We start from the raw sequence: 25,914 nt of genomic DNA on the forward strand, positions 1-25,914 counted from the left end.
GACGTCCGCGGCAGGCACCCCCAGCGGGACGTTCCGGGATCTTTGCCCTTTTCATTCGCATTCTTCTGGGCACCCAGCCGATATGGGCAGCCCCATCCCCCCGGGAGCACCGGTGCGGCACCTGGCTCCGGCGCCGGAGAGCGTCGTGGTGGCCCGCAGGTTCGTACGGTCGGTGCTGGACGGTCTCGTGCCGGACGTGGTGGACACCGCCGAGCTGCTGACCGGCGAGCTGGTGACCAACGCCGTCCTCCACGCGCGCACCGGGATCGAGGTGGAGGCCTGGACCGTCGAGGGCCAGGCCCATGTGCGGGTCAGCGATCACCGCCCGGACTACGGGCTGGTGCCCCACGCCCGCCATCTCTACGCCAGCACCGGCAGGGGCCTCGCCCTGGTCGAGGAGCTGGCCACCAGCCACGGCGTCCACAGCGGCGAGGGCCGCAAGACGGTCTGGTTCGACGTGTGGCCCGAGGCGCCCGCGCCGCCGCCGTCCGCGTGGGAGACCGTGGCGCCGCCCGGCCGGACCGTCACCGTGTCGCTGAACGACGTGCCGTACGCGCTGTACTGGGCGGCCCAGCAGCAGTGGGAGGGGCTGCTGCGCGAACTGCTCCTCGCCGCCCCCGCCGCCACCGGGGCCGAGGTGTGCCCGCAGGACCTGACCGTCGCCCAGGACACGAGCAGCATGATCTGCGCGTCCATGACGGCGGCGGTGGAGCAGGAGACGCCCGACAGCTCGACGCTCTCCCTGCGGGTGGCGTTCGCGGCGGACGCCGGGCCCCGCGTCGCGACGCTGTCCCGGGTCCTCGACGCCTCGGACGCGGCGGCACGGCGGGGCAGTCTGCTCGCCCTCCCGGCGCTTCCGCACATCCGGGCCTTCCGGCACTGGCTGCTCGGCCAGATCACCGGCCAGTTGTCCGGCGCACGGCCCACCGCGTGGACCCAGGCCCCGGTGTCGCCGGGCACCAACCCGACGGACCTCTCGCCGTGGGACGCGAGCGAGGTGGAGGCCGCGTTCGTGCCGACCGTCGCGGCCGACGACGGCAACCGGATCATCGCGGTGAACAACGCCGCGTCCAGCCTGCTGGGCTGGCCCGCGCACGATCTCGTCGGGCAGCGGCTGACCGTGCTCATGCCCGAGCACCTGCGCCAGCGCCATGTGACGGCCTTCACCGCGCTGCTACTCACCGGAGAGTCGCGCATCCTGGGCCGGCCGGTACCGGTTCCCGCGCTGCACCGGGACGGCCATGTGGTCCCCATCCGCCTCACCATCGAGACCCAGGAGGCGATCGACGGACGGACCGTGTTCGTCGCCCAGCTCACCACGACGACGACTCCGCCGGTCCCGGCGGACGTCCCCCGGGAGGCGCGGCACTCGACGCGGCCGTCGCCGGGCCCGGTGCGGTTGCCGACGACCACCAAGACGGTGAAGCCGGTGCGGACGCAGACGGCGACGCCGGAGTGGCTGTCCCTGTTCGCCGACATCGGCATGGCGCTGACCGGCACCCTCGATCCGAACGAGCGGCTGCGGCGGGTGTGCCAGGCCCTGACCCGGGAACTGGCCGACTGGTGCATGGCGGACCTCGTCGACGAGCAGGGCCGGCTGGAGCGGGTCTGCCTCGTCCACCGCGACCCCCAGGTGCCGGTGCCCGGTTCGCACCTCGGCCTGCTCGCTCCGCCGTCGGAGGTCACCGAGGGTTCGCTGCCCCGGGTGCTGCGCGGCGCGGGGCCGCTGCTGGTCACCGACGCCTCCTCGCCCGGACGGCCGCAGAACGCCTTCGAGGCGCGGGAGCTGGAGCTGGTGGAGCACCTGGGCGCGAGCACCGCCGTCGTCGCTCCGCTGCGGGCCCAGCGGGAGGTCTTCGGCGCCCTGACCATGGTCCGCACCGAGGACGAGCACCCGTTCACCAAGGAGGACATCCCCTTGGTCTCGGAGCTGGTCCGTGCCGTCGCGCTCGGGGTGGACAACGCCCGGCTGCACCAGCACGCCCGCTCCAACGCCGAACACCTCCAGCGCGCGCTGCTGCCCGAACTGCCCCGCGTGGAGCACCTGGAGCTGACGGCCCGCTATGTGCCGTCCAGTACCACCGCGGAGGTCGGCGGCGACTGGTACGACGCCTTCACGCTGCCCGACGGCGACATCGCGCTGGTCATCGGGGACGTGTCGGGGCACGACCTCCAGGCCGCGGTCGCCATGAGCACCCTGCGCAACATGCTGCGCGGTATCGCCGTCGACCGGCAGGAGCCGCCCGGAGAGGTCCTGCGCCGCCTGGACCTGGCCAGTCAGACCCTGAGCCCGCAGTCCACCGCGACCTGCGTCTACTCCGTCGTCAAGGGCGACGGCGGCACGACATGGCTGCGCCACTCCTCCGCCGGCCACCTGCCGCCGCTGCTGACCACCGAGGAGGGCCATACGCGCTATCTGGACGAGGGCCGGGGCCTGCTGATCGGCATGGACCCGCGCCTGCCCCGCCGCTCCGCCTACGACGCGCTGCCGCCCCACTCCACGCTGCTGTTCTTCACCGACGGCCTCATCGAACGCCGCGGGGAGTCGCTGGACGACGCCATGAACCGGCTCCGCCACTACACCGCCGCCCAGGCACGGGCCCCCCTGGACGTCTTCTGCGACGAACTGATCATCAAGTTCGGCGCCGACACCACCGACGACATCGCCCTGATCGCCCTGCGGCCCACACCACCCGCCTGACCCCTGGCGCCCGGACCCGGCACGTACGACAAGAGCCCCGTGACCTGTTCTCACAGGTCACGGGGCTCTCATTTCCCGTGTGGCGGCGCCAGGATTCGAACCTGGGAAGGCTGAGCCGGCAGATTTACAGTCTGCTCCCTTTGGCCGCTCGGGCACACCGCCGGGTAGTGCTGCCGCGTCAAACCCGCTTTCGGCGGTGTTCCCCGGCAACGACGTAAACAATACCCGATACACAGGGGTGCTTCGCCACCCGGTTGATCTCCGCATCCGGGCGCGCGGGATGGCTAGGCTGGTGCGGATGCGGTCCGGTGATCCACCGGGCCCGGCGGTCGCCGCCGCGCACGCCGGCACCCACCCCATTCGCACCCCGATACAAGGAGCCACAGGACATGGCCGACTCCAGTTTCGACATCGTCTCGAAGGTCGAGCGGCAGGAGGTCGACAACGCCCTCAACCAGGCCGCCAAGGAGATCTCGCAGCGCTACGACTTCAAGGGCGTGGGGGCCTCGATCTCGTGGTCCGGCGAGAAGATCCTCATGGAGGCCGACTCCGAGGACCGGGTGAAGGCCGTCCTCGACGTCTTCGAGTCCAAGCTCATCAAGCGCGGCATCTCCCTGAAGTCGCTGGAGGCGGGCGAGCCGCAGCTCTCCGGCAAGGAGTACAAGATCTTCGCGACGATCCAGGAGGGCATCTCCCAGGAGAACGCCAAGAAGGTGGCGAAGATCATCCGCGATGAGGGCCCGAAGGGCGTGAAGGCGCAGGTCCAGGGGGACGAACTGCGCGTCAGCTCCAAGAGCCGCGACGACCTCCAGACCGTGATCGCCCTCCTGAAGGGCAAGGACTTCGACTTCGCGCTCCAGTTCGTGAACTACCGCTAAGCGCACGACGGAAGAAGGGCGGGCACCGTGGGGTGCCCGCCCTTCCGCGCTGTCCGTGCCGTCCGTGCCGCGTCCGGCCGCGGTCAGTCGCGTGAGTTGCCGAACAGGAGGCGGTAGGCGATCAGCAGCACCAGGGAGCCGCCGATGGCCGCCGCCCACGTCGCGCCGTCGAAGAAGTGCTTGCTGACCGGGTGGTCCAGCCAGCGCGCCGAGATCCAGCCGCCGATGAACGCGCCCGCGATGCCGATGAGGGTCGTCCCGATGAAGCCGCCGGGGTCGCGGCCCGGCAGCAGGACCTTGGCGATGGCCCCGGCCAGCAGCCCCAGGATGATCCAACCGATGATGCCCATGCCGTGAACCCGCCTTTCCGCGCTGTGTCGGAGAGAAGGACGCCGGCGGCCCGTCCCCCGGTTGCCGCGCTCAGTAGGGTGCGGCGCATGACACGTACGGATGCCGGTCTGCGCCGCGGCCTGGGCGTGCGGGACGCCGTGGTCGTGGGACTGGGCTCGATGCTCGGGGCCGGTGTCTTCTCCGCACCGGGGCCCGCCGCGCGCGTGGCCGGGTCCGGGCTGCTCGCCGGGCTCGCCGTCGCCGCCGTGGTGGCCTACTGCAACGCGCGGTCATCCGCCCGGCTGGCCGCCCGTTACCCGGCCTCCGGCGGCACGTACGTGTACGGCAGGGAGCGGCTGGGCGCCTTCTGGGGGTATCTCGCGGGCTGGGCGTTCGTCGTCGGCAAGACGGCCTCGTGCGCGGCCATGGCGCTCACCGTGGGCGCGTACGTGTGGCCGGGACAGGCGCACGCGGTGGCGGTCGCCGCCGTGGTGGCCCTGACCGCCGTGAACTACGGCGGGATCCAGAAGTCGGCGTGGGTGACGCGGGGCATCGTGGCCGTCGTCCTGGCCGTTCTCGCGGCCGTGGTCGTGGTCTGCCTGGCCTCCGGGGCGGCGGACGCCGGGCGGCTGGGCGCCGGCCCGCCGGCGGAGCCGGGCGGGGTGCTCCGGGCGGCCGGGCTGCTGTTCTTCGCGTTCGCCGGGTACGCGCGCATCGCCACCCTCGGCGAGGAGGTACGCGATCCGGCGCGCACGATCCCCAGAGCCGTCCCGCTGGCCCTGGGGATCACCCTGGTGGTGTACGCGGGCGTGGCCGTGGCGGTGCTCGGTGTGCTCGGCGCGGACCGGCTCGGGCACGCGGCGGCGCCGCTGGCCGACGCGGTACGGGCGGCCGGGGCGCCGGGGCTCGTACCGGTGGTGCGGGCCGGGGCGGCGGTGGCGGCGCTCGGTTCGCTGCTCGCGCTGATCCTCGGGGTCTCCCGGACGACGCTGGCCATGGCCCGCGACGGGCATCTGCCGGGCGTGCTGGCGGCCGTGCACCCCCGGTTCCGGGTGCCGCACCGGGCGGAGGCGGCGGTGGGCGCGGTGGTCGCCGTGCTGGCCGCGACGGTGGACGTGCGCGGCGCGATCGGTTTCTCGTCCTTCGGTGTGCTCGCCTACTACGCCGTCGCCAATGCCTCGGCCTGGACGCTGAGCGCGGCCCCGCGCTCCCGCGTGGTGCCCGCGGCGGGCCTGCTGGGCTGCGCCACGCTGGCCTTCGCGCTGCCGCCGGCCTCGGTGGCCGCCGGCGCGGGCGTGCTCGCGCTGGGCGTGGCGGCCTACGGCGTACGACGGTGGCGGGCGGACCGGCGCGAAAGGTGACGTGCGACGGCGGCAGGCATGCCGGCCGATCCGCCTGGAGAGGTATACCGGACATGAAGGTGTTCAACCTGCTGCTCAATATCCTGTGGTTCCTCCTCTGCGGGATCTGGATGGCGATCGGTTACCTGGTCGCCGCCCTGATCTGCTTCGTCCTGATCGTCACCATTCCGTTCGGCATAGCGTCGCTGCGCATCGCCGGATTCGTCCTCTGGCCGTTCGGCCGTACCACTGTGGAAAAGCCGGGTGCCGGGGCGCCGTCGTGCGTCGGCAACGTCATCTGGATGGTCTTCGCGGGCTGGTGGCTCGCACTGGCCCACGTGGTCACGAGCATTCCGCTTTTCCTGTCGGTCGTCGGCATTCCCTTCGGCTGGGCGAACCTGAAGCTCATCCCCCTCTCGCTCATGCCGCTGGGACAGGAGGTGGTGCCCACGGACCAGGCATTCGGCCGACGCTGACCCCGGTCCCCCTTGTCGCCGGCTCCGCTGGATTCCGTCCCGGCGGCGTCCGACAATGGGATTACGCCCGCACGAGGCGGTGGATCGAAAGGCGGGATCCATGAGGACGAGCACACGGCGCGCCAATCGTATTCTCGCGGTGTCCGCACTCGGCGTTTTCCTGGCCGGCGGTGCCGCGTCCGGCACCGTCGCAACCGCTTCGGCGGCTGCCCCGGCTCATGTCGCGTCGCTCTCGGGCCAGTCGGGACGCGGTTGCGACGAGGTCTGGGGGGACGGCGGCTGTGACAGCTCGGCGCCCGGCCGAGCGGAGTTCACGCGCCCGTCGTAGCGCTCGGGTGAATGTCGTCCAGGCTGTCGACGATGGTCACGGACAGCGGACGTGAAGGCCTGGGCACCTGGATGAGAAGAGGCACGTACACCACGTCACCGTGCCTGAACTCGGCCTTCCAGGAATGCCGGTAGCACACGACTTCGTCCGGCTCGTCCCGCGTCGCGTAGCACTGAGTCGTCGACTTCACCGGTGCGGTCCGCGGTTTCTGCGCCAGGACGCCGGCGTCACTCGCCGTGGCCCCCCATCCGCCCAACGCCAGACAGCAGGTGGTTACGGCTACGAGGCCGCCTCTGCGCACGGTCGCTTTCGTCGTTTTGATCACCCCGCACGAACGTGGCAGTCCGACGGCCAGGGAACTGTGGACACCCGGCCGCCGGACCGTCAAGTTCAGCCGTTGTTGTTATTGTTGTTGTTGTTCGCCCCTCCGCCCCCATTGTTGTTATTGTTGTTGTTATTGTTCCCGCCTCCACCGTTGTTGTTGTTATTGTTGTTGTTGTTCGCGCCCCCACCTCCATTATTGTTATTATTGTTGTTGTTGTTGTTCGCTCCTCCGCCTCCATTGTTGTTGTTGTTATTGTTGTTGTTCGCGCCTCCGCCGCCATTGTTGTTGTTATTGTTGTTGTTGCCACCCCGTCCACCGTTGTTGTTGTTATTGTTGTTGTTTCCGCCCCGACCTCCGTTGTTGTTGTTGTTATTGTTGTTGTTGTTGTTGTGGTGGTGGCCACCCCGTCCGCCGTTGTTATTGTTATTGTTGTTGTTGTTCCCGCCGTTGTCGCTCGGCGCCGTCGCGTGGGTTCCTGTGGGTGCCGGGGCGGCGAAGGCGCTCGACGGCGCCAGGGCGCCTCCTGCGGCCAGGGCTGCCGATGCGGCTATCAGGGCCGCGCGCTTGGCATACTGGTTCGCCATAATGTTTCCTTTCCGAGGGGCATGGACGTCGTAGATCGGCAGTCCATTGGGCAGAGGGCAGGCGACACACTCGGCGCGGAACGGCCGGCGCCGCGATCTCCGATGCCCGGGTCTGAGACTCTCCGGCCAGCATGCGCGGCCATGGACGGCGGACGCATCGGGTGAGCACCCCAAGTTCCGCCCCCCGCACCCCACGTCCGTCCCGGCACACCCCACGCCCCGTCCGGCAGCCCGCGTCCCGGCCCGGCCGGTCTTGTTCGGTCCGGATCTTTTGCGCGGCTGCGGCCGCAGGAGGAAACTGGCCGGTGATGGACCTTCTGGAGCGGGAAACCGTGCTCCGGGACCTCGCCGGTCACCTGAAGGCCGCCGTGAGTGGTCCCGGACGCCTGGCCCTTGTCCGCGGGGAGGCCGGGATCGGCAAGTCCGCCGTCGTCCGCCGTCTCGCCCAGACAGCCGATCCCCATATCCGCGTCGTGACCGGCGCCTGCGACCCGCTCGCCACACCCCGTCCGCTGGGCCCTCTGCTGGACTTGGCCCCGCACCTGGGCCGTGAGGTGCGCACCGCCCTGGCGGCCACGCCGACCGGCCCCGGCCGTCCCGACGAGGTCTACGACTGTCTGCTCGCCGACCTGAGCGCCTATCCCAGCCTGCTGGTCGTCGAGGACATCCACTGGGCCGACGAGGCCACGTTGGATCTGCTGCGTTACCTGGCCCGCCGGCTGCCGAACGTCCCGGCACTGGTGCTGGCCACCTACCGCGACGACGAGATCGGCCGCACCCACGACGTGACCGCTCTCCTCGGCACCCTGGCCGGCTATCCGTGGGTGTACCGGCACGATCTGGCCCCCTTGAGTCGTCGGGCCGTCGCGCGGCTGGCCACCGGACACGCCGTGGACGCCGAGCGGCTGTACCTCGTCTCCGCCGGCAACCCGTTCCTCGTCACCGAGATCCTGGCCGCCCCCGCCGAGCCCATCCCGGCCACCGTGCGCGAGGCCGTGGCGGGCCGCCTGGTGTGCCTGTCGGCCGCGGCGCGCAGGGTGGTGGACGTGCTGGCCGTCCTGGGGACCCAGGTTCCGCTGCGCCTGTTGGCCGGCGTCCTGCCGGCCCCGGAGGAAGCGCTGGACGAGGCCGTGGCCTGCGGCATAGTGCGCACCCACGGACAGGTGGCCGAGTTCCGCCACGAGTTGACCCGGCTCGCGGTGCTGGAGGCCGTGCCCGCCGCCGCCCGTCTGCGGATACACCGGCAGGTACTGGCGGCGATGCGGTCCGGCCCGGCCGCCGAGGAGGATCTGGCGCTGCTGGCCGATCACGCCGCCGGCGCCGGGGACCCGGCCGCCGTGTTGCGGTACGCCCCCGCGGCGGCCGTCCGTGCCGCCGCGCTGGGCGCGCACCAGGAAGCCGCCGACCAGTACGCCCATGCCCTGCGGTACGCCGACCGCCTGCCGTCCGAGCAGCGGATCTCGCTGCTGGAGGGCCATTCGCGGGCCTGTCTCCTGTCGGGCCGGCTGGACGAGGGGATCGCGTCCCGCCGTACGGCGGTGAGGCTGCGCCGTGCGCTCGGCGACCGGCTGCGCGAGGGAGAGAACCTGCGCTGGCTGTCCTGTTGGCTGTGGCCGGCCGGGCGGGCGGCCGAGGCCAGGCGGACCGGCGCCGACGCGGTGCGGGTGCTCGAAGGGCTGACGCCCGGCCGGGAGCTGGCGCGGGCCTACCTGAACCTGTGTCGTCTGGCCTGTTACGGACATGAAGGCGAGGCGGCGGTCGCCGGCCACGCCGGGAAGGCGATCGCTCTCGCCGAGTGCTCCGGTGACACGGGAGTGCTCGTCCAGGCGCGCTTCCACACCGCGGCGGCACGCGTGCTGCGCGAAGGACGCGGCTGGGAGGAGTGCGAGCGCGCGGTGTCGGACGCGGTGGCCGCGGGTCTGCCGCTGGACGCGGGCGCGCTGGCGCTCGTCATGTGCTGGCTGGCCGCGTTGCGGCGGGACGCCGTCCGGGCGGCCGCGGCCGTGAGCCGGGCGGAGGACTACTGCCTCGATCACGACCTGCCGGCCTACCTGCTGTGCGCACGGGCCTGGGGCAGTTGGGCACTGCTGAACCGGGGATCGTGGTCCCGGGCCGCCGATGCCGCGCAGAAGATCCTGGCCCATCCGGGCCCGCCGCCGGTCGCCCGGGCCCTGGCACTGACCGTGCTGGCCCTGGTGCGTGCGCGTCAGGGCACGCCCGAGGTGTGGCCGCCGCTGGATGAGGCGGCGCACCTGGTCGACCCGGGCTGCCTGCGGGACACGGGGCTGGGGTGGGAGGCACCGGTCGAGGCGGCCTGGCTGACCGGTGACCACGAGCGGGTTCGGGCGGAGGCCCGCAGCGGTCTGGCCGCGCTGGCGGACCGTGTCCACCCCTGGCTGTCCGGCCCCCTGGCCTGTTGGATCCGGCGCGCCGGAGGCGAGCCTCCGCAGGTCCCGGCGGCCGGACCCTACGCGCTGGAACTGGCCGGCGACTGGGCCGGCGCCGCGGCACGCTGGGACGGGCTCGGCTGCCCGTACGACGCCGCGCTGGCCCGCCTGTCCGGTGACGCGTCCGCGCTGCGCCAGGCCCTGGCCGCGTTCGAGGCCCTGGGCACGCGGCCGGCCGTGGCCCACACCCGCTCGCTGATGCGGGTCCGCGGGGTACGTCCGGTCCGGCAGGGGCCGCGGCCGGCCACCCGGGCCAATCCCTACCGGCTCACCAACCGGGAGATGGACGTCCTGAAACTGCTGGACGAGGGTCTTTCGGACGCCGAGATCGCCGCTCGCCTCTACATCAGTCCCAAGACCGCCGGCCATCACGTAGGCGCCGTGCTGACCAAGCTGGGAGTCCACAGCCGCCACGAAGCCGCCCGAAAGCACCACGGCCCCGAGCGCGAATAGGACTCCGTGACGGATTCCTCACGTCAACTGAATTTGCAGTTGATGTTCTGGCTGCCGGTGAAAGTGTTGTTTCCCTGTGCCACCTGCCCCGTCGGGTAACAGATCTGCAGGAGCGGCGGGATACCCAGAAGAGAAAGCAGTCCACCGCCGCCTTGCGCCGCGGCACCGGCGAGGATGTTGTTGTTATTGGTGTTGTTGTTCGTGTTCACCCCACCATTGTTGTTGTTATTGTTGTTGTTGTTCACCCCGCCGGCATTGTTGTTATTGTTGTTGTTATTGTTGGTGTTCGTGGTGCTCTGGGTGCCGGTGTCTCCCGTGCCCGCCTGCCCCATCCGGTAGGGAGCCTGGAGCAGTGCTGTCAGGCCCAGGCGGGACAGGAGTCCCGCGTCGCCCCGCGCCTGTGCGCCGCCGGCGCTGAGGAGCACCACCGTGATCGCGGCGGTACTGATCGTGGCGAACCGCTTGGTGAGCTTCACTCGGCCAACCTTTCGTCGTCCCTGGTGCCGCATTTCCAGTGGACAGGATGGCGACGGCCGAGCGGAACGATCACCAGGCGCGCGGCAGTGCCCGCGATTTCCCCCGTACAGCCTCAGGGTTTCGCGCGGCTTGCCGGGCCGGAAATCAACGGCCGCCGCGTCGGGAAATTCCAGCGCGTCCGGCCGGGACGGTCCTCACCCGTGGCCGCCCGCCATCTTTTCGAGGCGGGCGATGCGCTCCGCCATCGGCGGGTGCGTGGAGAACATCCTGGACATTCCCTGGCCCGGGCGGAAGGGGTTGGCGATCATCATGTGGCTCGCCGTCTCGATCCGGGGCTCGGGCGGCAGCGGAAGCTGCCGGGTGCCCGTCTCCAGCTTGCGCAGCGCACTGGCGAGGGCGAGCGGGTCGCCGGTGAGCTGGGCGCCGGAGGCGTCCGCCTCGTACTCCCGGGAGCGGCTGATGGCCAGCTGGATCAGGGAGGCGGCGAGCGGGCCGAGGATCATGATGAGCAGCATGCCGAACAGGCCGGGACCCTCGTCGTCGTCCGAGCGGCCGACCGGGATCAGCCAGGCGAAGTTCACCAGGAACATGATCACCGAGGCGAGCGCGCCGGCGACCGAGGAGATGAGGATGTCCCGGTTGTAGACGTGGCTCAGCTCGTGGCCGATGACGCCGCGCAGCTCGCGCTCGTCCAGCAGGCGCAGGATGCCCTCGGTGCAGCACACGGCCGCGTTGCGCGGGTTGCGGCCCGTGGCGAAGGCGTTCGGGGCCTCCGTCGGCGAGATGTACAGCCGGGGCATGGGCTGGCGGGCCTCGGTGGACAGCTCGCGCACCATCCGGTACAGCGCCGGGGCCTCGAACTCGCTGACCGGACGGGCCCGCATGGCGCGCAGGGCGAGCTTGTCGCTGTTCCAGTACGCGTACGCGTTCGTGCCGAGCGCGACCAGGACCGCGACGACCAGTCCGGGGCGGCCGAAGAAGCTGCCGATGACGATGATGAGTGCGGACAGCCCCCCGAGGAGTACGGCCGTCCTGAGCCCGTTGTGCCGGCGGTGCACGGTGCGCCCTCCAAGTCGTGCTGCTGGGGAACACTCTGATCCAGTGGACCCTCCCGCCCCTGACAACGGCGGACGAGGTCCACGAGTTCCCGCGCGCCCGCGGCCGCCCGCCCCCGCCGGGCGGGTGACGTGCTCTTTCGGCCGTACGCGCGTGGGGCGGCACGGGTGCCCCGCGCGCGCGTGACGACTCCTAGAACAGTCCGGTGGCCGCGAAACGCAGGACCAGCTGGGGCGCTCCGGACAGGGCGACGCCGAGGACGCCGGTGAGGGCGAGGGCGGCCGTGACGGGCGCCGGGACCCGGTGCCGGGCGGGCTCGCCCTCGGGGGCGCGGAACAGCAGGGTCGTCCACTGGAGGTAGTAGAAGAGCGCGATCACGACGTTGACGGCCATGACGACGGCGAGCCAGCCGAGGCCCGCGTCGACGGCCGCCGAGAACACGGTGACCTTGGCGAACAGGCCGATGACGCCCGGCGGCAGCCCGGCCAGGCACAGCAGGAAGAAGGCCAGCAGCAGCGCGCTGAGCGGATGGGCGGCGTACAGGCCCCGGTAGTCGGCGATCCGGTTCAGCGCCCGGCCACGGCCCACCAGGGCGGCCACGGCGAAGGCTCCGAGGTTCACGGCGGCGTACATCAGGGCGTACGCGACGGTGGAGCCGATCGCCCGCTCGGCGTCCTTGGTGTACCCGGCGGCGGCGATCGGGACCAGCAGATAGCCGGCCTGGCCGACGGAGGACCAGGCGAGCAGCCGTACGGCGCTGTACGCGCGCGTGGCACGCTGGCGCAGGGCGGCGACGTTGCCGACGGTCATGGTGAGGGCGGCCAGGGCGGCGAGCGCGGGCCCCCACACGTCGGCGTACGACGGGAACGCGACGACGGTGACGAGGATCAGGCCGGAGAAGCCGACCGCCTTGCCGACGACCGACAGGTAGGCGGCGACGGGCAGGGGCGCGCCCACGTAGGTGTCGGGCACCCAGAAGTGGAAGGGCACGGCGGCCGTCTTGAAGGCGAAGCCGACGAGGGTGAGGACGACGCCGGTCTGGGCGAGGGTGTGCAGCTGTCCGTCGACGTGCGGCAGGCGCTGGGCGACCTGGGTGAGGTAGAGGGTGCCGGTGGAGGCGTAGACGAAGCTGATGCCCATCAGGCTGACCGCGGTGGCGGTGACCGAGGACAGGAAGAACTTCAGGGCGGCCTCGGAGGACCGCTTGTCGCCGTGCCGGATGCCGACGAGGGCGAACGCGGGCAGGGAGGCGGCCTCCAGGGCGACGATCAGCGTGGCGAGGTCGCGGGAGGCGGGCAGCAGGGCGGCGCCGGCCGCGGAGGACAGCAGCAGGAACCAGAACTCGCCGGCCGGGACGCGCCGCCGCTCGTCGTCCAGGTGGGTGACGGACAGCAGGGCCGCGAGCAGGGCGCCGCCGAGCACGAGGAACTGGATGACGAGGGTGAAGTGGTCGGCGGTGTAGCTGCACGCGCGCGGGGGGCCGCCGGTGCAGAAGGTGCTGCGGTCGCCGTCCAGGAGCGGCAGCAGCAGCGCGGCCGCCGCGGCGAGCCCGGCGACCGAGACCCAGCCGAGCACGGCCTTGCGGGACTCGGGGACGAACAGGTCGGCGACGAGGACGGCGAGCGCGACGAGGGCCGCGAGGGTGGGCGGGGCGATCGCGAGCCAGTCGACGGACTGGACCAGCGACTCGGCAAGCGGCTGGGCGCTCATCGGGGGCCTCCTGCGAGGAGCTGCTGCACGGCCGGGTCGGTCAGGCCGAGCAGGGCTCCCGGCCACAGTCCGGCGAGGACGGTGAGGACGACCAGCGGGGTCCAGGCGGCGAACTCGTACCCGTGGACGTCGGCGAGCTTCGCCGCCTCCCGCTCGGTGGTGCCCATGCAGACACGGCGGACCACGATCAGCATGTACGCGGCCGTCAGCAGCGTGCCGAACGCGCCGATCGCCATGAAGGTGAGGAAGGCCGGCCGGCTGAGGCCGGCGGCGGGCCGGAAGGAGCCGAACAGGGCCAGCATCTCGCCCCAGAACCCGGCGAGCCCGGGCAGGCCCAGCGAGGCGACCGCGCCGAAGGCGAGCAGACCGCCGAGGCGCGGGGCCCGGCCGTAGAGGGCGGCGCCGGTCTCCTCGGCGAGGGTGTCGAGGTCGGTGCTGCCGGTGCGGTCCTTGAGCGCGCCGACCAGGAAGAACAGCAGGCCGGTGATGAGGCCGTGGGCGATGTTGGCGAACAGGGCGCCGTTCACGCCGGTCGGGGTCGTGCTGGCGATGCCGAGCAGGACGAAGCCCATGTGGCCGACGGAGGAGTAGGCGATCAGCCGCTTGAGGTCGCCCTTGGCGCCCTGCCGGGCGAGAGCGAGGCAGGCCAGGGAGCCGTAGACGATCCCGACGACGGCGAACGCGGCGAGGTACGGCGCGAAGGTGCGGAAACCGTCCGGCGCCACCGGCAGCACGATCCGGACGAAACCGTACGTGCCCATCTTCAGCAGGACACCGGCCAGCAGCACCGAGCCGACGGTCGGCGCGGCGGTGTGGGCGTCGGGCAGCCAGCTGTGCAGCGGCCACAGCGGCGTCTTCACCGCGAGCCCGATCCCGATCGCCAGAACGGCTACGACCTGCACGGACGTGGTCAGCGACCGGCCGTTGTCAGTGGCGAGTGCCACCATGTCGAACGTGCCCGCCTTGATCCCGATCAGGAGCAGGCCGAGCAGCATGACGACGGAGCCGAGCAGCGTGAACAGGATGAACTTCCACGCGGCCCGGGTCCGGCCCGCGCCGCCCCAGCGGGCGATGAGGAAGTACATCGGGATGAGCACCATCTCGAACGCGAGGAAGAACAGCAGCAGGTCGAGGACGGCGAAGGTGGCGAAGGTGCCGGACTCCAGCAGGAGCAGGAGCGCGACGAACGCCTTCGGGTCCGGGCCCGCGGGCGGCTTGAAGTAGGAGTAGAGCGCGCAGAGGAAGGTCAGCAGCGCGGTCAGGACCAGGAGGGGGAGGGAGATGCCGTCGATGCCGAGGTGGACGCGCACGTCGAGCGCGGGGATCCAGCTGATGTCGGTCGTGGCCTGCATCCTCGACGGGTGGCCGTGGTCGAAGCCGAGCGCGAGGACGATCGCGGCGATCAGGATCACGCCGGTGACGGTCACGCCGTGCCGCAGCACGGCCTGCCCGGGTGACTTCCCCTTCAGTCCGGGCGGGGCCGGGAGGAGGGCGGCGACGGCGCCGAGGAGCGGGCCGGCGACGACGAATGCCAGAAGGAACTGCATCACGGACTCGTTGATATCGATCACGCCTGCTCACGCTCCCGTGGCGACGAGGAGGACGGCGACCGCCAGGACGACGGTGCCGGCGAGCAGCGCGCTCACATAGGTCTGCACATTGCCGGTCTGCGCGCGCCGCACGGCGGCCCCGAGCAGCCGGGGCAGGGCGGCGGCACCGCGCACGTAGGTGTCGACGACCTCGCGGTCCAGGAACCGGACGAGGCTCGCCGCGGCCCGCACCGGGCGGACGAACAGCGCCGTGTACACGGCGTCCAGGTGGAAGCCGGCCGCGGCGGGCCGGTGCAGCGGGCCGAGCAGCAGCCGTCCGGGGTCCGCCGGGTCGGACGCGTGGGCGAGGTCGCCGTAGGCCGGCTCGTGGGTGGCGATGGCCTCGGCCTCGACCAGGCCGGCGTCGCCCTCGGGGTGGGCGGCGACCGCGCCCAGCGGGGTGCGGGCGGCGAGCGCGGTGGTGCGCTGCCAGGCTCCGTAGGTCAGCAGCCCGCCGACCAGGGCGAGGCCCGTACCGAGGACGGAGGTGAACGGGGTCGGGGTCAGGTCGCGGCCGTCGAACCAGTCGGGCAGGACGCGGTAGGCGAGCCCGCCGAAGGCGAGGGAGGGGATCGCGAGGACCCACAGCACCACGGTCATCGTCAGCGGCTGGCGTCCGTGATCGGGCGCCTCGGCGCCCCGGCCGCGGAAGGCCAGCAGCCACAGCCGGGCCGCGTAGGCGGCGGTCAGCAGGGCGGTGAGCAGGCCGGCGACGAGGACGATCCAGCCGGCCGCGCCGGGGGCGTGACCGGTGTGGCCCTGGGTGACGTGTTCGGCGGCGCCGAGGACGGACTCCTTGGAGAAGAAGCCGCTGAACGGAGGGATCGCGGCGAGGGCGAGCAGTGCCACGGTCATCGTCCAGTAGGCGTCCGGGACGCGGTCGCCGAGACCGCGCATCCGGGACATGGCGGCCAGCGAGTTGGTGCCGGCGGCGTGGATGACCACACCGGCCGCGAGGAACAGCAGCGCCTTGAAGGCACCGTGCGCGAGGAGGTGGAAGACGGCGGCACCGCGGTCGCCGACGGCGAGGGCACCGGTCATGTAGCCGAGCTGGCCGACGGTCGAGTAGGCGAGGACGCGCTTGATGTCGTCCTGGGCGAGCGCGGCGACGGCGGAGCCGGCCATCGTGACGGCGGCCATGACGGCGAGGACCACCATCGCGGCCCGGGATGCCTCGAACAGCGGAAGGAGACGGGCGACGAAGTAGACACCGGCGGCGACCATCGTCGCGGCGTGGATCAGCGCGGAGACGGGCGTCGGGCCCGCCATCGCGTCCGGGAGCCAGGTGTGCAGCGGGAACTGCGCCGACTTGCCGGCGACGCCCGCGAGCAGCAGCAGTGCGATCAGCGTCGGATGGCCGATGCCGCCGCTGGTGACGGCGCCGAGGACACGGGTGATCCGGAACGACCCGGCGTCGCCGGCCAGGGCGAACAGGCCGATGAGGAAGGGCACGTCGCCGAGCTTGGTGACCAGGAAGGCCTTCAGGGAGGCGGCGCGGGCCTCCGGTGTCTCCCAGTAGTGGCCGACCAGGAAGTAGGAGCAGATGCCCATGACCTCCCAGCCGACCAGCAGCACGATCAGGTCGCCGGAGTAGACGACGAGGAGCATCGCGGAGGTGAACAGGGAGACGAGCGCGGCGTACGACGGGTAGCGCGGGTCGTCGCGCAGATAGCCGGTGGAGTAGATCTGCACGCAGGCCGCGACGCAGGCGACCAGGACGGCGACGAGCGCGGCGAAGCCGTCGATGTGCAGGGCCAGCTCGATGGGCACGGACCCGGTGGGCGTCAGCTCGGTGCCGGCGTCGACGGCCGCGTCGCCGCCCTGGCGCACGGCGACCAGCGCGGCCAGGACCAGCGAGGCCAGCGGCGGGAGCACGGCGAGCGGGCGGACGAAGCCGGGCGCGGCGCGGCCGAGCAGCAGGCCGCCCGCGGCACCCAGGAACGGCAGGAGGGGGACGAGGACGGCGAGGGTGGTCGTGGTCACGCGGTGGCCTCAGCCTTCTCGGCCGCGGGGTCGTCGCTGTCGGGGCCCTCGGCGTCGGGGCCCTCGGCGGTGTCGCGGAGCTTGTCGATGTCGGAGGTGCCGCGGTTGCGGTACACCGCGAGCACGATCGCCAGGCCGATGCCGATCTCGGCGGCGGCGATGGCGATGGTGAACAGGGTCAGCGCCTGGCCGGAGTGCAGGGTCTCCTTCGCGGTCCGGCTGAGCCACACGTCGAAGGCGACCAGGTTCAGGTTGACGGCGTTGAGCATCAGCTCGACCGACATCAGGACCAGGATCGCGTTGCGGCGGGCGAGGACGCCGTAGAGGCCGGTGCAGAACAGCAGGGCGGCCAGGACGGCGGGATAGGCGAGGTGCATCAGCGGGCGCCTTCCTTGCCGGAGGCCGCGGGTACGGCGTCGGTCTTGGCCTTGCGGGACAGCACGATCGCGCCGACCAGTGCCGCGAGGAGCAGCACGGACAGGGCCTCGAACGGCAGCACCCAGTGCCGGAACAGGCTCGCGCCGGTGACCTCGGTGGTGCCGGCGGCCGGGCCGTCCAGGTCGATCCAGGTGGTGCGGAAGGCGTCCATGACCACCCACACCAGGGCGACGCCGGCGACGGCCGCGACGGTCAGCGCGGCCCACCGGTTGCCGGAGTCGGCGTCCGGGGAGCGGCCGATGGGGGCCTTGGTGAGCATCAGCCCGAACAGCAGGAGGACGACGACGGAGCCGACGTAGATCAGAACCTGCACCCAGGCGATGAACTCGGCCGTGAGCAGGAGGTACTCCACGGCGAGGCCGCCGAGCGCGACCACCAGCCACAGGGCGGCGTGCACCAGCTGCCGGGTGGTGACGGTGACCAGCGCGGCGCCGAGGGTGACCAGGCCGACGAGCAGGAACGCGATCTCGACGCCGGTCGGGGACAGGAAGCCCTGGGAGGCCTGGGCGAGCGTCATGCCGTGCCCTCCCCCGGCTCCGACCGCGCGGCGGCCAGCTTCTCGGCGGTCTTGCGGGCCGCGGCGATCTCCTTGGGCTCCTCGGCACCGGGGTCCAGGGCGGGCGGGGCCGGCACGGTCCACATCCACTCGCGGAGCTTGTCCCGCTCGTGGGTGAGGTCGCGGATGTCGGTCTCGGCGTACTCGAACTCCGGGGACCAGAAGAGCGCGTCGAAAGGACAGACCTCGATGCAGATACCGCAGTACATGCACAGGGAGAAGTCGATGGCGAACCGGTCGAGGACGTTGCGGCTGCGTTCCCGGCCGCCGGGGGCGGCGGGCGGGACGGTCTCCTTGTGGGAGTCGATGTAGATGCACCAGTCCGGGCACTCGCGGGCGCACAGCATGCAGACCGTGCAGTTCTCCTCGAACAGCCCGATCACTCCGCGGGTGCGGGGCGGCAGTTCGGGCAGGGCGTCGGGGTACTGCTCGGTGACGGTCTTCTTCGTCATCGTGCGCAGGGTGACGGCCAGGCCCTTGGCGAGGCCGCTGCCGGGGATGGGGGCCATGGTTACCGGATCACCACCTTGACGATGCCGGTGAGGGCGATCTGGGCGAGGGAGAGGGGGACCAGGAGGGTCCAGGAGAGTTTCTGGAGCTGGTCCTCGCGCAGCCGCGGATAGGTCACCCGGAGCCAGATCACCAGGAAGGCGAGGATCGCGGTCTTCAGCAGGGTCCACACCCAGCCGAGGCCGTCGGCGCCCCACGGGCCGTGCCAGCCGCCGAGGAAGAGGACGGTGGTCAGGCCGCACAGGACGACGATGCCGGCGTACTCGGCGAGCAGGAACAGGGCGAAGCGCAGACCGGTGTACTCGGTGTACGCGCCGAAGATGATCTCGGAGTCGGCGACCGGCATGTCGAACGGCGGGCGTTGCAGTTCGGCGAGTCCGGCGACGAAGAAGACGATCGCGCCGACGATCTGCCAGGGCAGCCACCACCAGTGGAAGGCGTGCAGGATGCCGGGCAGGGAGACGGTGCCGGCCGCCATCGCGACCGAGGCCGCGGCCAGCAGCATCGGCAGTTCGTAGGCGAGCAGCTGGGCGGCCGTGCGCAGGCCGCCGAGCAGGGAGAACTTGTTGGCGCTGGCCCAGCCGGCCATCAGCGAGCCGAGGACGCCGACGCCCATCACCGCGAGGACGAAGAACACGCCGGCGTCCAGGACCTGGCCGACGGCGCCCTCGCCCGGGCCGATCGGGATGGCGAGCAGCACCAGGAGGTACGGCAGCAGGGCCACGGCGGGGGCGAGCTGGAAGACTCGGCGGTCGGCGCCGGCCGGGACCACGTCCTCCTTCTGCGCGAACTTCACGCCGTCGGCGACCAGCTGGGCCCAGCCGTGGAAACCGCCGGCGTACATCGGGCCCAGGCGGCCCTGCATGTGCGCCATCACCTTGTGCTCGGTCTGGCCGACGATCAGCGGGAAGGTGAGGAAGACGACGAACACGACGAGGAGTCGCAGCGCGACGTCCGCCACGCCGTTCACTGCGGGCCTCCTGCGGGGTCGGGGGTGTCGGGTCTCTCGGGGTTGTCGGGGGTGCCGGGGGGCGGGGAGGCGGCGGGCTGGGACGTGGAGTCGGCCTGCGGCTGCGGCTGCGGAGCGCGCTCGGGCTTCGGCTCGTCGGTGTGTTCCGGCTCCGTCGCCTTCCGTGGCTGTGGTTCCGGGGCGGGTTCCGGTTCCTCGAAGGCCGGGCGGGCGTGGTGCCAGGGGGCGTCCGAGCTGCGCGGGGCCCGGGCGCGCTGGGAGGCCGAGCCTTCCGAGGCGCTGCGGGCGCGGCGCGGCGCGGCGGGGGTGGCACCGGGTTCGTAGGCCACCGATGCCTCGGCGGCCGGACCTTCCGCCGGTCCCTGCGCCGCCGCGTCCGTGGCGTCGTCCTCGGCCGCGGCCTGCTTGCGCGTCGCCGCGTCCTCGGCCCGGACCGCCGCCTGGCTCGCCGGACCCGCACCCGCATCCGCCTGAGCCGCCTGGCTCGCCGAACCCTCGCTCGCGCTGCGCATGCGACGGGGCCGGGCGGGAGCGCCCGCAGACGCGTCCGGAGCAGCGGCCTCCGCCTGAGTCGCCTGGCTCGCCGAACCCTCGCTCGCGCTGCGCATGCGACGGGGCCGGGCGGGAGCGGCGGCATCCGGCTGGGGCGTCTGGGTGGCCGAGCCCTCCGACGACGAGCGGGTGCGGCGTACCGGGCGGTCGCCTGCCGGGCGGGCCGTCGCCGTCCTGGCGGGACGGGTGGGTGCCGGAGGGAGCTGGCCCTTCAGGGGGCCCCATTCGTTGGGGTCGGGGACGCCGGGAGGCAGCATCTGGCGGCGCTTGGGGCCGCCGTGCTCGGACTCGCCCGGCTCCTTCGCGCCCGGCCACGCCTTGGCGACGCGCGCGGCGAGGACGAAGTCCTTGCGGAGGGGGTGGCCCTCGAAGGTCTCCGGCAGGAGGAGGTGCTCCAGCCCCGGGTGGCCCTCGAAGACGACGCCGAACATCTCGTGGGTCTCGCGCTCGTGCCAGCCGGCGCCCGCGTAGACGCCGACGGCGGAGGGCAGGACGGGGGCCTCGTGCGGGACCGTCGTACGGACGAGGAGGCGGCGCACCGGGTGCAGGGCGACGACGTGCGCGGCGACCCGGAAGCCCGTGCCCGGTTCGTCCACGGCGCTCAGCCAGTCGAAGTAGGTGCAGGACAGGGTCGTACGGGCCGTCTCCAGAGCGGTGAGCCAGGCGGACGGCGGTACGTCCACGGTCAGGAGGTCGTACGACTCCTGCGCCGTGGCGTCCGCGCCGAACAGTTCCTCGGCGGAGGCGGGCAGCCAGCCGGCGGGCGTGCTCATCGCGGGCCCTCCTCACCGGCCGGCGCCGGAGGCGGTACCAGGCCGCTCCGCAGGGCCGCCGCGGACGGCCGGGCGGCCGCGCCCTCGCCGTACCGCTCCCCCAGCGACTCGCGGGCGATCTTCTCCTGGAGCTTGAGGATGCCCTGGAGCAGCGCCTCGGGGCGCGGCGGGCAGCCGGGGACGTAGACGTCCACCGGGATGATCTGGTCGACGCCCTTGGTGACCGAGTAGGAGTCCCAGTAGGGGCCGCCGCAGTTGGAGCAGGCGCCGAAGGAGATGACGTACTTCGGCTCGGGCATCTGCTCGTACAGGCGCTTGACGGCCGGGGCCATCTTGTCCGTGACCGTGCCGGACACGACCATCAGGTCGGCCTGGCGGGGGCCCGGCGCGAAGGGGATGACGCCGAGGCGGATGAAGTCGTGGCGGGCCATCGACGCGGCGATGAACTCGATCGCGCAGCAGGCGAGGCCGAAGTTGAACACCCACAGCGAGTAGCGGCGGCCCCAGTTCAGGACCACCTTCATCGGTTCGGGGGCCAGCCGCGCCAGCGCCCCCAGCCGCTTGGGCTCGGGCAGGTGGACGGGGTCCGGGTTCACGTCCATGCCAGGACGCCCTTCTTGTATGCGTAGAGCAGGCCCACGGCGAGGAAGCCGAGGAAGACGAACATCTCCACCAGGGTCGCCGCGCCGTAGCCGGGCGCGGCGAAGACCGTCGCCCAGGGGAACAGGAAGATCGAGTCGACCGCGAAGATCACGTACAGGAAGGCGTAGACGTAGTAGCGGACCTGGGTGTGGGCCCAGCCCTCGCCGACGGGGTCGACACCGCACTCGTACGTCAGCAGCTTCTCCGGGGTCGGCACGACCGGGCGGAGCAGGCGGCCGGCGCCGAAGGCGACCGCGACGAACAGCACGCCGACGACGGCGAGCAGCCCGACCACCGAGTAGGACCGGAAGTAACCGGCCGCGACGACGTGCCCCGCGGCGACCGTCGAGTCCCCCAACGTCTCCCGCACCGTGGCGTCCCTCGCTCCCTGACCTCGTGACCGTGGTGATTTCAGTGCACCGGGTGATGCCTCGTGATTCGAGGATCTGTACGCACGCGAGTCTAGGCCCTGATAAAGACCGGGTAAGCGGCCCGTCACGCGGCGAGACGGACCGGACGGGCCGGGGGTGGGGTTTTCCCCCGGCGGCGCAGGGCGGTGTACCGCATGGCGGGAACGGTGCCGGGCACGGCAGGCTGACCGGCATGACCGCTCCCAGCCCCGCCGCCGCACCGAACGCCGGCACCGACGCAGACGACGGACCCGACGGCTCGCACCGCCTGCCTCCGCCCCGGCCGGCCTACGACGCGCACACCTGGAAGGAGATCGCGCACCTGCTGCTGAACCTGCCGACGGCGGTGTTCGGTTTCACGTACGCGTTCACCGTGCTGGTCGTCGGCGGCGTCCTCACCCTCACCGTGATCGGGCTTCCGCTGCTCGCGTTCTGCCTGGTCGTCTCGCGGCAGCTGGGCAAGGTGGAGCGGGCCCGGGCCCGGGCGCTGCTCGGGGTGCGGGTGGAGGAGCCGTCGCCGCTGCCGTACGCCCGGAGCGGGGGCCCGGTGCAGCGGGTGTGGATGGCGCTGAAGGACCCGGTGGGCTGGCGCACCCTGCTGTACGACGTGATCCGGCTGCCGTGGGGCATCCTCACCTTCGTCACCGTGCTGACCTCGCTGTTCGTGCTGTGGCCGGTGCTGCCGTACCTGGCGCGGCTGATGGCGAACCTGGACCGGGCGATGGTGCGCGGGCTGCTGTCGCCCTCGGACGAGCTGGAGCGCCGGATCGCCGAGCTGGAGTCGGACCGCGGAGTCGTGGTGGACACGGCGGCGGCGGATCTGCGCCGGATCGAGCGGGATCTGCACGACGGCGCGCAGGCGCGGCTGGTCAATCTGGCGATGGGGCTCGGACTGGCCAAGGAGAAGCTGCTGGAGGACCCGGACACGGCGGCGGCGATGGTGGAGGAGGCGCACGGCGAGGTGAAGCTGGCCCTCCAGGAGCTGCGCGACCTGGCCCGCGGCATCCACCCCGCCGTGCTCACCGACCGCGGCCTGGACGCGGCGCTGTCGGCGGTCGCCTCCCGCTGCACGGTGCCGGTGAAGGTGAGCGTGGACCTGCCGACCAGGCCGGCGGCGGCCATCGAGGGCATCGCCTACTTCACCGTCTCCGAGCTGCTGCAGAACGTCAGCAAGCACAGCGGTGCCCGGACCGCCTCGGTCGACGCCCGGCGGGCGGACGACCGGCTGGTCCTCCAGGTCCGGGACGACGGCCGGGGTGGCGCCCGGCTCGACGGAGGCAGCGGAATGCGGGGCCTGGCGGAGCGGCTGGGCGCGGTGGACGGCCTGTTCGTGGTCGACTCCCCGGCCGGCGGCCCCACGGTGGTGACGGCGGAACTGCCCTGGCGGGACCGCCAGGAGTAACCACGCACGGTGGTTGTGCGCGGGCCCCGTGTACGACGGCCCGGCCCCGGGTCCGGGCCGGGCCGCACGCGGGCCCGGAGCGGGCGCTGCGCGGGCTCCGGCTCTACTCCGGCTCCGGCTCGGGCTCCGGGCTCCGGGCTCCGGGCTCCGGGCTCCGGGCTCCGGGCTCCGGGCTCCGGGCAGGCTGTGCGCGGAGCCCTCGGCAGCCGCACGCCGACTCCGGGCAGGCCTGCACGGCGTCCGGGCAGGCCATACGCCGGACCCGAGCGAGCCCTGGCGAGCCCTGCACGGGCTCTGGGCGGGCCGGGGGCGGACCCCGAAGGCCGGGGCCCGGGCCCCGGCGAGGGCGGGAGCGGGCGGGTGAGGCCGGCCGCCGGCCGGGGTGGGGAAAACCCCCCGGTCGAGACGCCGACGGCCTCCATGTCCCCGGCGCGCGCGGCGGACCACTCTGGAAGTACGGCGGAACCGCCGCATGGACGAGCAGAACGGGACGACGCCGATGGCCACGGAGTACGGACAGGGGTACGCCTACCGGAGTGAGCGGCCGCACCGGATGCCGGCCGGGCTGCGGGCGCCGTTCGAGGCGCGCAGCTGGCGGGAGTTCGGGTACGTGCTGCTGAGCCTGCCGGTCGCGATCGTGCTGTTCTGCTGGACGGTGACGATGGTCTCCCTCGGCGCGGGCCTGCTGGTGACCTTCCTCGGCATCCCGGTGCTGGCGGCGGCGCTGGCCGGCTGCCGGGGGTTCGGGGTGCTGGAGCGGGCGCGGGCACGCGCTCTGCTGGACGTGCGGGTGGCCGATCCGGAGCCGTTGCGTCCGGGCAAGCCGGGCCCGGTGGCCTGGATGGGCGCGGTGCTCAAGAGCGGCTCCTCCTGGCGGCAGGCGCTGTACACGCTGGTGCAGTTCCCGTGGGCGGTGTTCTCGTTCTCGGTGGTGGTGACGTTCTGGTCCCTCGGCTGGTCGCTGCTGACGTACCCGCTGTGGTTCTGGGTGCTCCCGGTCTACGCCGGTCAGAGCGGTATCCAGCTGTACGGCGACAGCCATCACAGCGTCTACGTGGACAACCCGTTCGAGATCGCGCTGGCCGCGCTGGTCGGGCTGGTGTTCACGCTGGCCGGCCCGTGGCTGGTGCGGGCCATGACGACCGTGGACGGGCTGCTGGTGCGCGGGCTGCTCGGGCCGTCGCCGCTGTCGGCGCGGGTGGTGGAGCTGGAGTCGGACCGGGGTGCCGTGGTCGACACGGCCGTCGCCGACCTGCGCCGCATCGAGCGGGCCCTGCACGACGGCGCCCAGGCCAGGCTGGCCGGTCTGGCCATGGACCTGGGGCTGGCCAAGGAGAAGCTGCGGGACGACCCGCGGGCGGCGGCGCGCATGGTGGAGGAGGCGCACGGCGAGGTGAAGACGGCCCTCCAGGAGCTGCGCGACCTCGCGCGGGGCATCCACCCGGCCGTGCTCACCGACCGCGGCCTGGACGCGGCGCTGTCGGCGGTCGCCTCCCGCTGCGCGGTGCCGGTGCGGGTGGAGGTCGACCTGCCGGCCCGGCCGGCGGCGGCCATCGAGGGCATCGCCTACTTCACCGTCTCCGAGCTGCTGCGCAACGTCAGCGAGCACAGCGGTGCCCGGACCGCCTCGGTCGACGTGTGGCGGTCGGACGACCGGCTGATGCTCCAGGTGAGCGACGACGGCGTGGGCGGCGCGGACCTCACCCGGGGCTCCGGACTGGCCGGACTCGCGGCCCGGCTGGACGCGGTGGACGGCCTCCTCGTGGTGGACTCCCCGCCCGGCGGCCCCACCCGGGTCACAGCGGAACTCCCCTGGCGCGCCTGAGCACCAGTCCACCGCGGCCGTGGACGGACTTCCGGTCCCCGGCCGCTCCCTTGGTCCGGTCGGCGGCCGCCGTGCCACCGCCCGGACCTCCCCCCTTGAACAGCGGGCCCTTCCCCCGTCGCGGCCCGGTACAACCCGCCCAGCCCCGGATCTTTCCCCCGGCCCGGCCGCGGATCAACGCGCCCGCTCCCTGATCTTTCCCCTGGTACGGCGGCGCTCCGGGCCGAATCCTGGAATGCTGGTGCTCCGTAGGACGGCGGACGGCCGGGGGCGGACGCCGTCGTGGCGGATCGCGCTGTGGGGGAACGAAAGATCGTGGAGGACAGGGTGCGAGTGGTCATCGCCGAGGACTCGGTGCTGCTCAGAGAGGGCCTGACCCGGCTGCTGACCGACCGCGGGCACGACGTCGTGGCCGGCGTCGGCGACGCGGACGCGCTGGTGAAGACCATCGCCGACCTGGACGGCGGCGGGGAGCTGCCCGACGTGGTCGTGGCGGACGTACGGATGCCGCCGACGCACACCGACGAGGGCGTCCGCGCGGCCGTGGCGCTGCGCCGGCTCCACCCGGGGCTCGGCGTGCTCGTGCTGTCGCAGTACGTGGAGGAGCGTTACGCCACCGAGCTGCTGGCCGGTTCCAGCCGGGGCGTGGGCTATCTGCTCAAGGACCGCGTCGCGGACGTGCGGGAGTTCGTCGACGCCGTGGTGCGGGTGGCCGAGGGCGGTACGGCGCTGGACCCGGAGGTGGTCGCGCAGCTGCTGGGCCGCAGCCGCAAGCAGGACGTGCTGGCCGGGCTGACGCCCCGGGAGCGCGAGGTGCTCGGGCTGATGGCGGAGGGGCGGACGAACTCGGCGATCGCCCGGCAGCTCGTGGTCAGCGACGGCGCCGTGGAGAAGCACGTCAGCAACATCTTCCTGAAGCTCGGTCTGGCCCCGAGCGACGGTGACCACCGGCGGGTGCTGGCCGTGCTCACCTATCTGAACTCCTGAGCACCTCAAGACGCGCGGAAGCATCGCCGACGACGCTTCCGCGATGCGGGACATGATGTTGAAGCCAGCGCGACAGGCCCTCCCGAAAGTGTCATCCGATCCGCGGATGGCCTCGGGAAGGCGACCCTGACCGACGTAGGGTTGATCCTGGGATGGTCCGTGGGACGACCAG

General features: G+C 72.5%; 23 protein-coding genes and 1 tRNA gene. 8 read left to right on the forward strand and 16 right to left on the reverse strand.

Annotated elements, in window-relative coordinates:
- The first annotated feature begins 82 nt into the window (after positions 1-82).
- On the forward strand, positions 83-2,701 hold the full coding sequence (locus tag SCK26_RS15650; RefSeq protein WP_318201919.1) for a SpoIIE family protein phosphatase: 2,619 nt from the start codon (positions 83-85) through the stop codon (positions 2,699-2,701).
- A gap of 80 nt (positions 2,702-2,781) precedes the next feature.
- On the opposite strand, the gene SCK26_RS15655 is transcribed toward SCK26_RS15650, so the two are convergent.
- A tRNA-Tyr gene (locus tag SCK26_RS15655) sits at positions 2,782-2,863 on the reverse strand.
- A gap of 227 nt (positions 2,864-3,090) precedes the next feature.
- Between SCK26_RS15655 and SCK26_RS15660 the strand changes: the two genes are divergently transcribed.
- Positions 3,091-3,579, forward strand: a complete 489-nt coding sequence (locus SCK26_RS15660; RefSeq protein ID WP_318201920.1) for a YajQ family cyclic di-GMP-binding protein — start codon at positions 3,091-3,093, stop codon at positions 3,577-3,579.
- 83 nt (positions 3,580-3,662) lie between these two features.
- Here the strand turns inward: SCK26_RS15660 and SCK26_RS15665 are convergent, their stop codons facing one another.
- Complete coding sequence (locus tag SCK26_RS15665) at positions 3,663-3,929, reverse strand: GlsB/YeaQ/YmgE family stress response membrane protein (RefSeq protein WP_318201921.1); 267 nt, start codon at positions 3,927-3,929, stop codon at positions 3,663-3,665.
- Between the two features lie 87 nt (positions 3,930-4,016).
- Here SCK26_RS15665 and SCK26_RS15670 point away from each other — a divergent pair, with 87 nt between their 5' ends.
- Together SCK26_RS15670 and SCK26_RS15675 are read left to right on the forward strand one after the other, a co-directional pair.
- Entirely contained in the window at positions 4,017-5,270 is a 1,254-nt protein-coding gene (locus SCK26_RS15670; protein WP_318201922.1) for an APC family permease, read from the forward strand.
- 53 nt (positions 5,271-5,323) lie between these two features.
- Positions 5,324-5,725, forward strand: coding sequence for a YccF domain-containing protein (locus SCK26_RS15675; RefSeq protein WP_318201923.1), 402 nt, complete (start codon positions 5,324-5,326; stop codon positions 5,723-5,725).
- A 311-nt stretch (positions 5,726-6,036) separates the two neighbouring features.
- Here the strand turns inward: SCK26_RS15675 and SCK26_RS15680 are convergent, their stop codons facing one another.
- Together SCK26_RS15680 and SCK26_RS15685 are read right to left on the reverse strand one after the other, a co-directional pair.
- Positions 6,037-6,243 (reverse strand): hypothetical protein, encoded by a 207-nt coding sequence (locus tag SCK26_RS15680; RefSeq protein WP_318201924.1) that lies wholly within the window; start codon positions 6,241-6,243, stop codon positions 6,037-6,039.
- Positions 6,244-6,443: 200 nt separating this feature from the next.
- Positions 6,444-6,962: a hypothetical protein gene (locus SCK26_RS15685; RefSeq protein ID WP_318201925.1), complete on the reverse strand. Its 519-nt coding sequence runs from the start codon at positions 6,960-6,962 to the stop codon at positions 6,444-6,446.
- A gap of 308 nt (positions 6,963-7,270) precedes the next feature.
- On the opposite strand from SCK26_RS15685, the gene SCK26_RS15690 reads away from it, so the two are divergent.
- Entirely contained in the window at positions 7,271-9,862 is a 2,592-nt protein-coding gene (locus tag SCK26_RS15690; protein WP_318201926.1) for an ATP-binding protein, read from the forward strand.
- Positions 9,863-9,885: 23 nt separating this feature from the next.
- On the opposite strand, the gene SCK26_RS15695 is transcribed toward SCK26_RS15690, so the two are convergent.
- From SCK26_RS15695 to SCK26_RS15750, 12 genes are all read right to left on the reverse strand, one after another.
- Complete coding sequence (locus tag SCK26_RS15695; RefSeq protein WP_318201927.1) at positions 9,886-10,338, reverse strand: hypothetical protein; 453 nt, start codon at positions 10,336-10,338, stop codon at positions 9,886-9,888.
- A gap of 195 nt (positions 10,339-10,533) precedes the next feature.
- Complete coding sequence (gene htpX / locus SCK26_RS15700) at positions 10,534-11,397, reverse strand: zinc metalloprotease HtpX (RefSeq protein WP_318201928.1); 864 nt, start codon at positions 11,395-11,397, stop codon at positions 10,534-10,536.
- Between the two features lie 190 nt (positions 11,398-11,587).
- Positions 11,588-13,105 carry an NADH-quinone oxidoreductase subunit N gene (locus SCK26_RS15705; protein ID WP_318201929.1) on the reverse strand — a complete coding sequence of 506 codons (1,518 nt, stop codon included), beginning with the start codon at positions 13,103-13,105 and terminating at the stop codon, positions 11,588-11,590.
- Positions 13,102-14,676 (reverse strand): NADH-quinone oxidoreductase subunit M, encoded by a 1,575-nt coding sequence (locus SCK26_RS15710; RefSeq protein ID WP_318201930.1) that lies wholly within the window; start codon positions 14,674-14,676, stop codon positions 13,102-13,104. The genes SCK26_RS15705 and SCK26_RS15710 overlap by 4 nt, the downstream gene beginning before the upstream one ends.
- Positions 14,677-14,682: 6 nt before the next feature.
- Positions 14,683-16,677: an NADH-quinone oxidoreductase subunit L gene (locus SCK26_RS15715; protein ID WP_318201931.1), complete on the reverse strand. Its 1,995-nt coding sequence runs from the start codon at positions 16,675-16,677 to the stop codon at positions 14,683-14,685.
- On the reverse strand, positions 16,674-17,054 hold the full coding sequence (gene nuoK / locus SCK26_RS15720) for an NADH-quinone oxidoreductase subunit NuoK (protein ID WP_318201932.1): 381 nt from the start codon (positions 17,052-17,054) through the stop codon (positions 16,674-16,676). The genes SCK26_RS15715 and nuoK overlap by 4 nt, the downstream gene beginning before the upstream one ends.
- On the reverse strand, positions 17,054-17,632 hold the full coding sequence (locus SCK26_RS15725) for an NADH-quinone oxidoreductase subunit J (protein WP_318201933.1): 579 nt from the start codon (positions 17,630-17,632) through the stop codon (positions 17,054-17,056). Before SCK26_RS15725 ends, nuoK begins: the two co-directional genes overlap by 1 nt.
- Entirely contained in the window at positions 17,629-18,180 is a 552-nt protein-coding gene (locus SCK26_RS15730) for an NADH-quinone oxidoreductase subunit I (protein WP_318201934.1), read from the reverse strand. Before SCK26_RS15730 ends, SCK26_RS15725 begins: the two co-directional genes overlap by 4 nt.
- Before the next feature lie 2 nt (positions 18,181-18,182).
- Positions 18,183-19,151: a complex I subunit 1/NuoH family protein gene (locus tag SCK26_RS15735; protein ID WP_318201935.1), complete on the reverse strand. Its 969-nt coding sequence runs from the start codon at positions 19,149-19,151 to the stop codon at positions 18,183-18,185.
- Positions 19,148-20,476, reverse strand: a complete 1,329-nt coding sequence (locus tag SCK26_RS15740; RefSeq protein ID WP_318201936.1) for an NADH-quinone oxidoreductase subunit C — start codon at positions 20,474-20,476, stop codon at positions 19,148-19,150. The genes SCK26_RS15735 and SCK26_RS15740 overlap by 4 nt, the downstream gene beginning before the upstream one ends.
- On the reverse strand, positions 20,473-21,078 hold the full coding sequence (locus SCK26_RS15745; RefSeq protein ID WP_318201937.1) for an NADH-quinone oxidoreductase subunit B family protein: 606 nt from the start codon (positions 21,076-21,078) through the stop codon (positions 20,473-20,475). Before SCK26_RS15745 ends, SCK26_RS15740 begins: the two co-directional genes overlap by 4 nt.
- Positions 21,069-21,488: an NADH-quinone oxidoreductase subunit A gene (locus SCK26_RS15750; protein ID WP_318201938.1), complete on the reverse strand. Its 420-nt coding sequence runs from the start codon at positions 21,486-21,488 to the stop codon at positions 21,069-21,071. Before SCK26_RS15750 ends, SCK26_RS15745 begins: the two co-directional genes overlap by 10 nt.
- A 233-nt stretch (positions 21,489-21,721) precedes the next feature.
- Here SCK26_RS15750 and SCK26_RS15755 point away from each other — a divergent pair, with 233 nt between their 5' ends.
- From SCK26_RS15755 to SCK26_RS15765, 3 genes are all read left to right on the forward strand, one after another.
- Positions 21,722-22,930, forward strand: a complete 1,209-nt coding sequence (locus tag SCK26_RS15755) for a sensor histidine kinase (RefSeq protein WP_318201939.1) — start codon at positions 21,722-21,724, stop codon at positions 22,928-22,930.
- A 499-nt stretch (positions 22,931-23,429) separates the two neighbouring features.
- Complete coding sequence (locus SCK26_RS15760) at positions 23,430-24,755, forward strand: sensor histidine kinase (RefSeq protein ID WP_318206018.1); 1,326 nt, start codon at positions 23,430-23,432, stop codon at positions 24,753-24,755.
- 315 nt (positions 24,756-25,070) lie between these two features.
- A complete protein-coding gene (locus tag SCK26_RS15765; protein WP_318206019.1) occupies positions 25,071-25,742 on the forward strand; it encodes a response regulator transcription factor in 672 nt (223 codons plus the stop codon).
- The last annotated feature ends 172 nt before the right edge of the window (positions 25,743-25,914 follow it).

This window comes from Streptomyces sp. SCL15-4, from assembly GCF_033366695.1.
In the GTDB taxonomy this organism is placed as follows: Bacteria; Actinomycetota; Actinomycetes; order Streptomycetales; family Streptomycetaceae; genus Streptomyces.

Bases quoted from the DNA above. Each gene is read 5' to 3' on its own strand.
- SCK26_RS15745 (WP_318201937.1), bottom strand. From the start codon at position 21,078: ATGGACGTGAACCCGGACCCCGTCCACCTGCCCGAGCCCAAGCGGCTG.
- SCK26_RS15670 (WP_318201922.1), top strand. From the start codon at position 4,017: ATGACACGTACGGATGCCGGTCTGCGCCGCGGCCTGGGCGTGCGGGAC.
- SCK26_RS15665 (WP_318201921.1), bottom strand. From the start codon at position 3,929: ATGGGCATCATCGGTTGGATCATCCTGGGGCTGCTGGCCGGGGCCATC.
- SCK26_RS15760 (WP_318206018.1), top strand. From the start codon at position 23,430: ATGGCCACGGAGTACGGACAGGGGTACGCCTACCGGAGTGAGCGGCCG.
- SCK26_RS15755 (WP_318201939.1), top strand. From the start codon at position 21,722: ATGACCGCTCCCAGCCCCGCCGCCGCACCGAACGCCGGCACCGACGCA.
- nuoK (WP_318201932.1), bottom strand. From the start codon at position 17,054: ATGCACCTCGCCTATCCCGCCGTCCTGGCCGCCCTGCTGTTCTGCACC.
- SCK26_RS15660 (WP_318201920.1), top strand. From the start codon at position 3,091: ATGGCCGACTCCAGTTTCGACATCGTCTCGAAGGTCGAGCGGCAGGAG.
- SCK26_RS15730 (WP_318201934.1), bottom strand. From the start codon at position 18,180: ATGGCCCCCATCCCCGGCAGCGGCCTCGCCAAGGGCCTGGCCGTCACC.
- SCK26_RS15740 (WP_318201936.1), bottom strand. From the start codon at position 20,476: ATGAGCACGCCCGCCGGCTGGCTGCCCGCCTCCGCCGAGGAACTGTTC.
- SCK26_RS15725 (WP_318201933.1), bottom strand. From the start codon at position 17,632: ATGACGCTCGCCCAGGCCTCCCAGGGCTTCCTGTCCCCGACCGGCGTC.
- SCK26_RS15690 (WP_318201926.1), top strand. From the start codon at position 7,271: ATGGACCTTCTGGAGCGGGAAACCGTGCTCCGGGACCTCGCCGGTCAC.
- SCK26_RS15650 (WP_318201919.1), top strand. From the start codon at position 83: ATGGGCAGCCCCATCCCCCCGGGAGCACCGGTGCGGCACCTGGCTCCG.
- SCK26_RS15675 (WP_318201923.1), top strand. From the start codon at position 5,324: ATGAAGGTGTTCAACCTGCTGCTCAATATCCTGTGGTTCCTCCTCTGC.
- SCK26_RS15705 (WP_318201929.1), bottom strand. From the start codon at position 13,105: ATGAGCGCCCAGCCGCTTGCCGAGTCGCTGGTCCAGTCCGTCGACTGG.
- SCK26_RS15685 (WP_318201925.1), bottom strand. From the start codon at position 6,962: ATGGCGAACCAGTATGCCAAGCGCGCGGCCCTGATAGCCGCATCGGCA.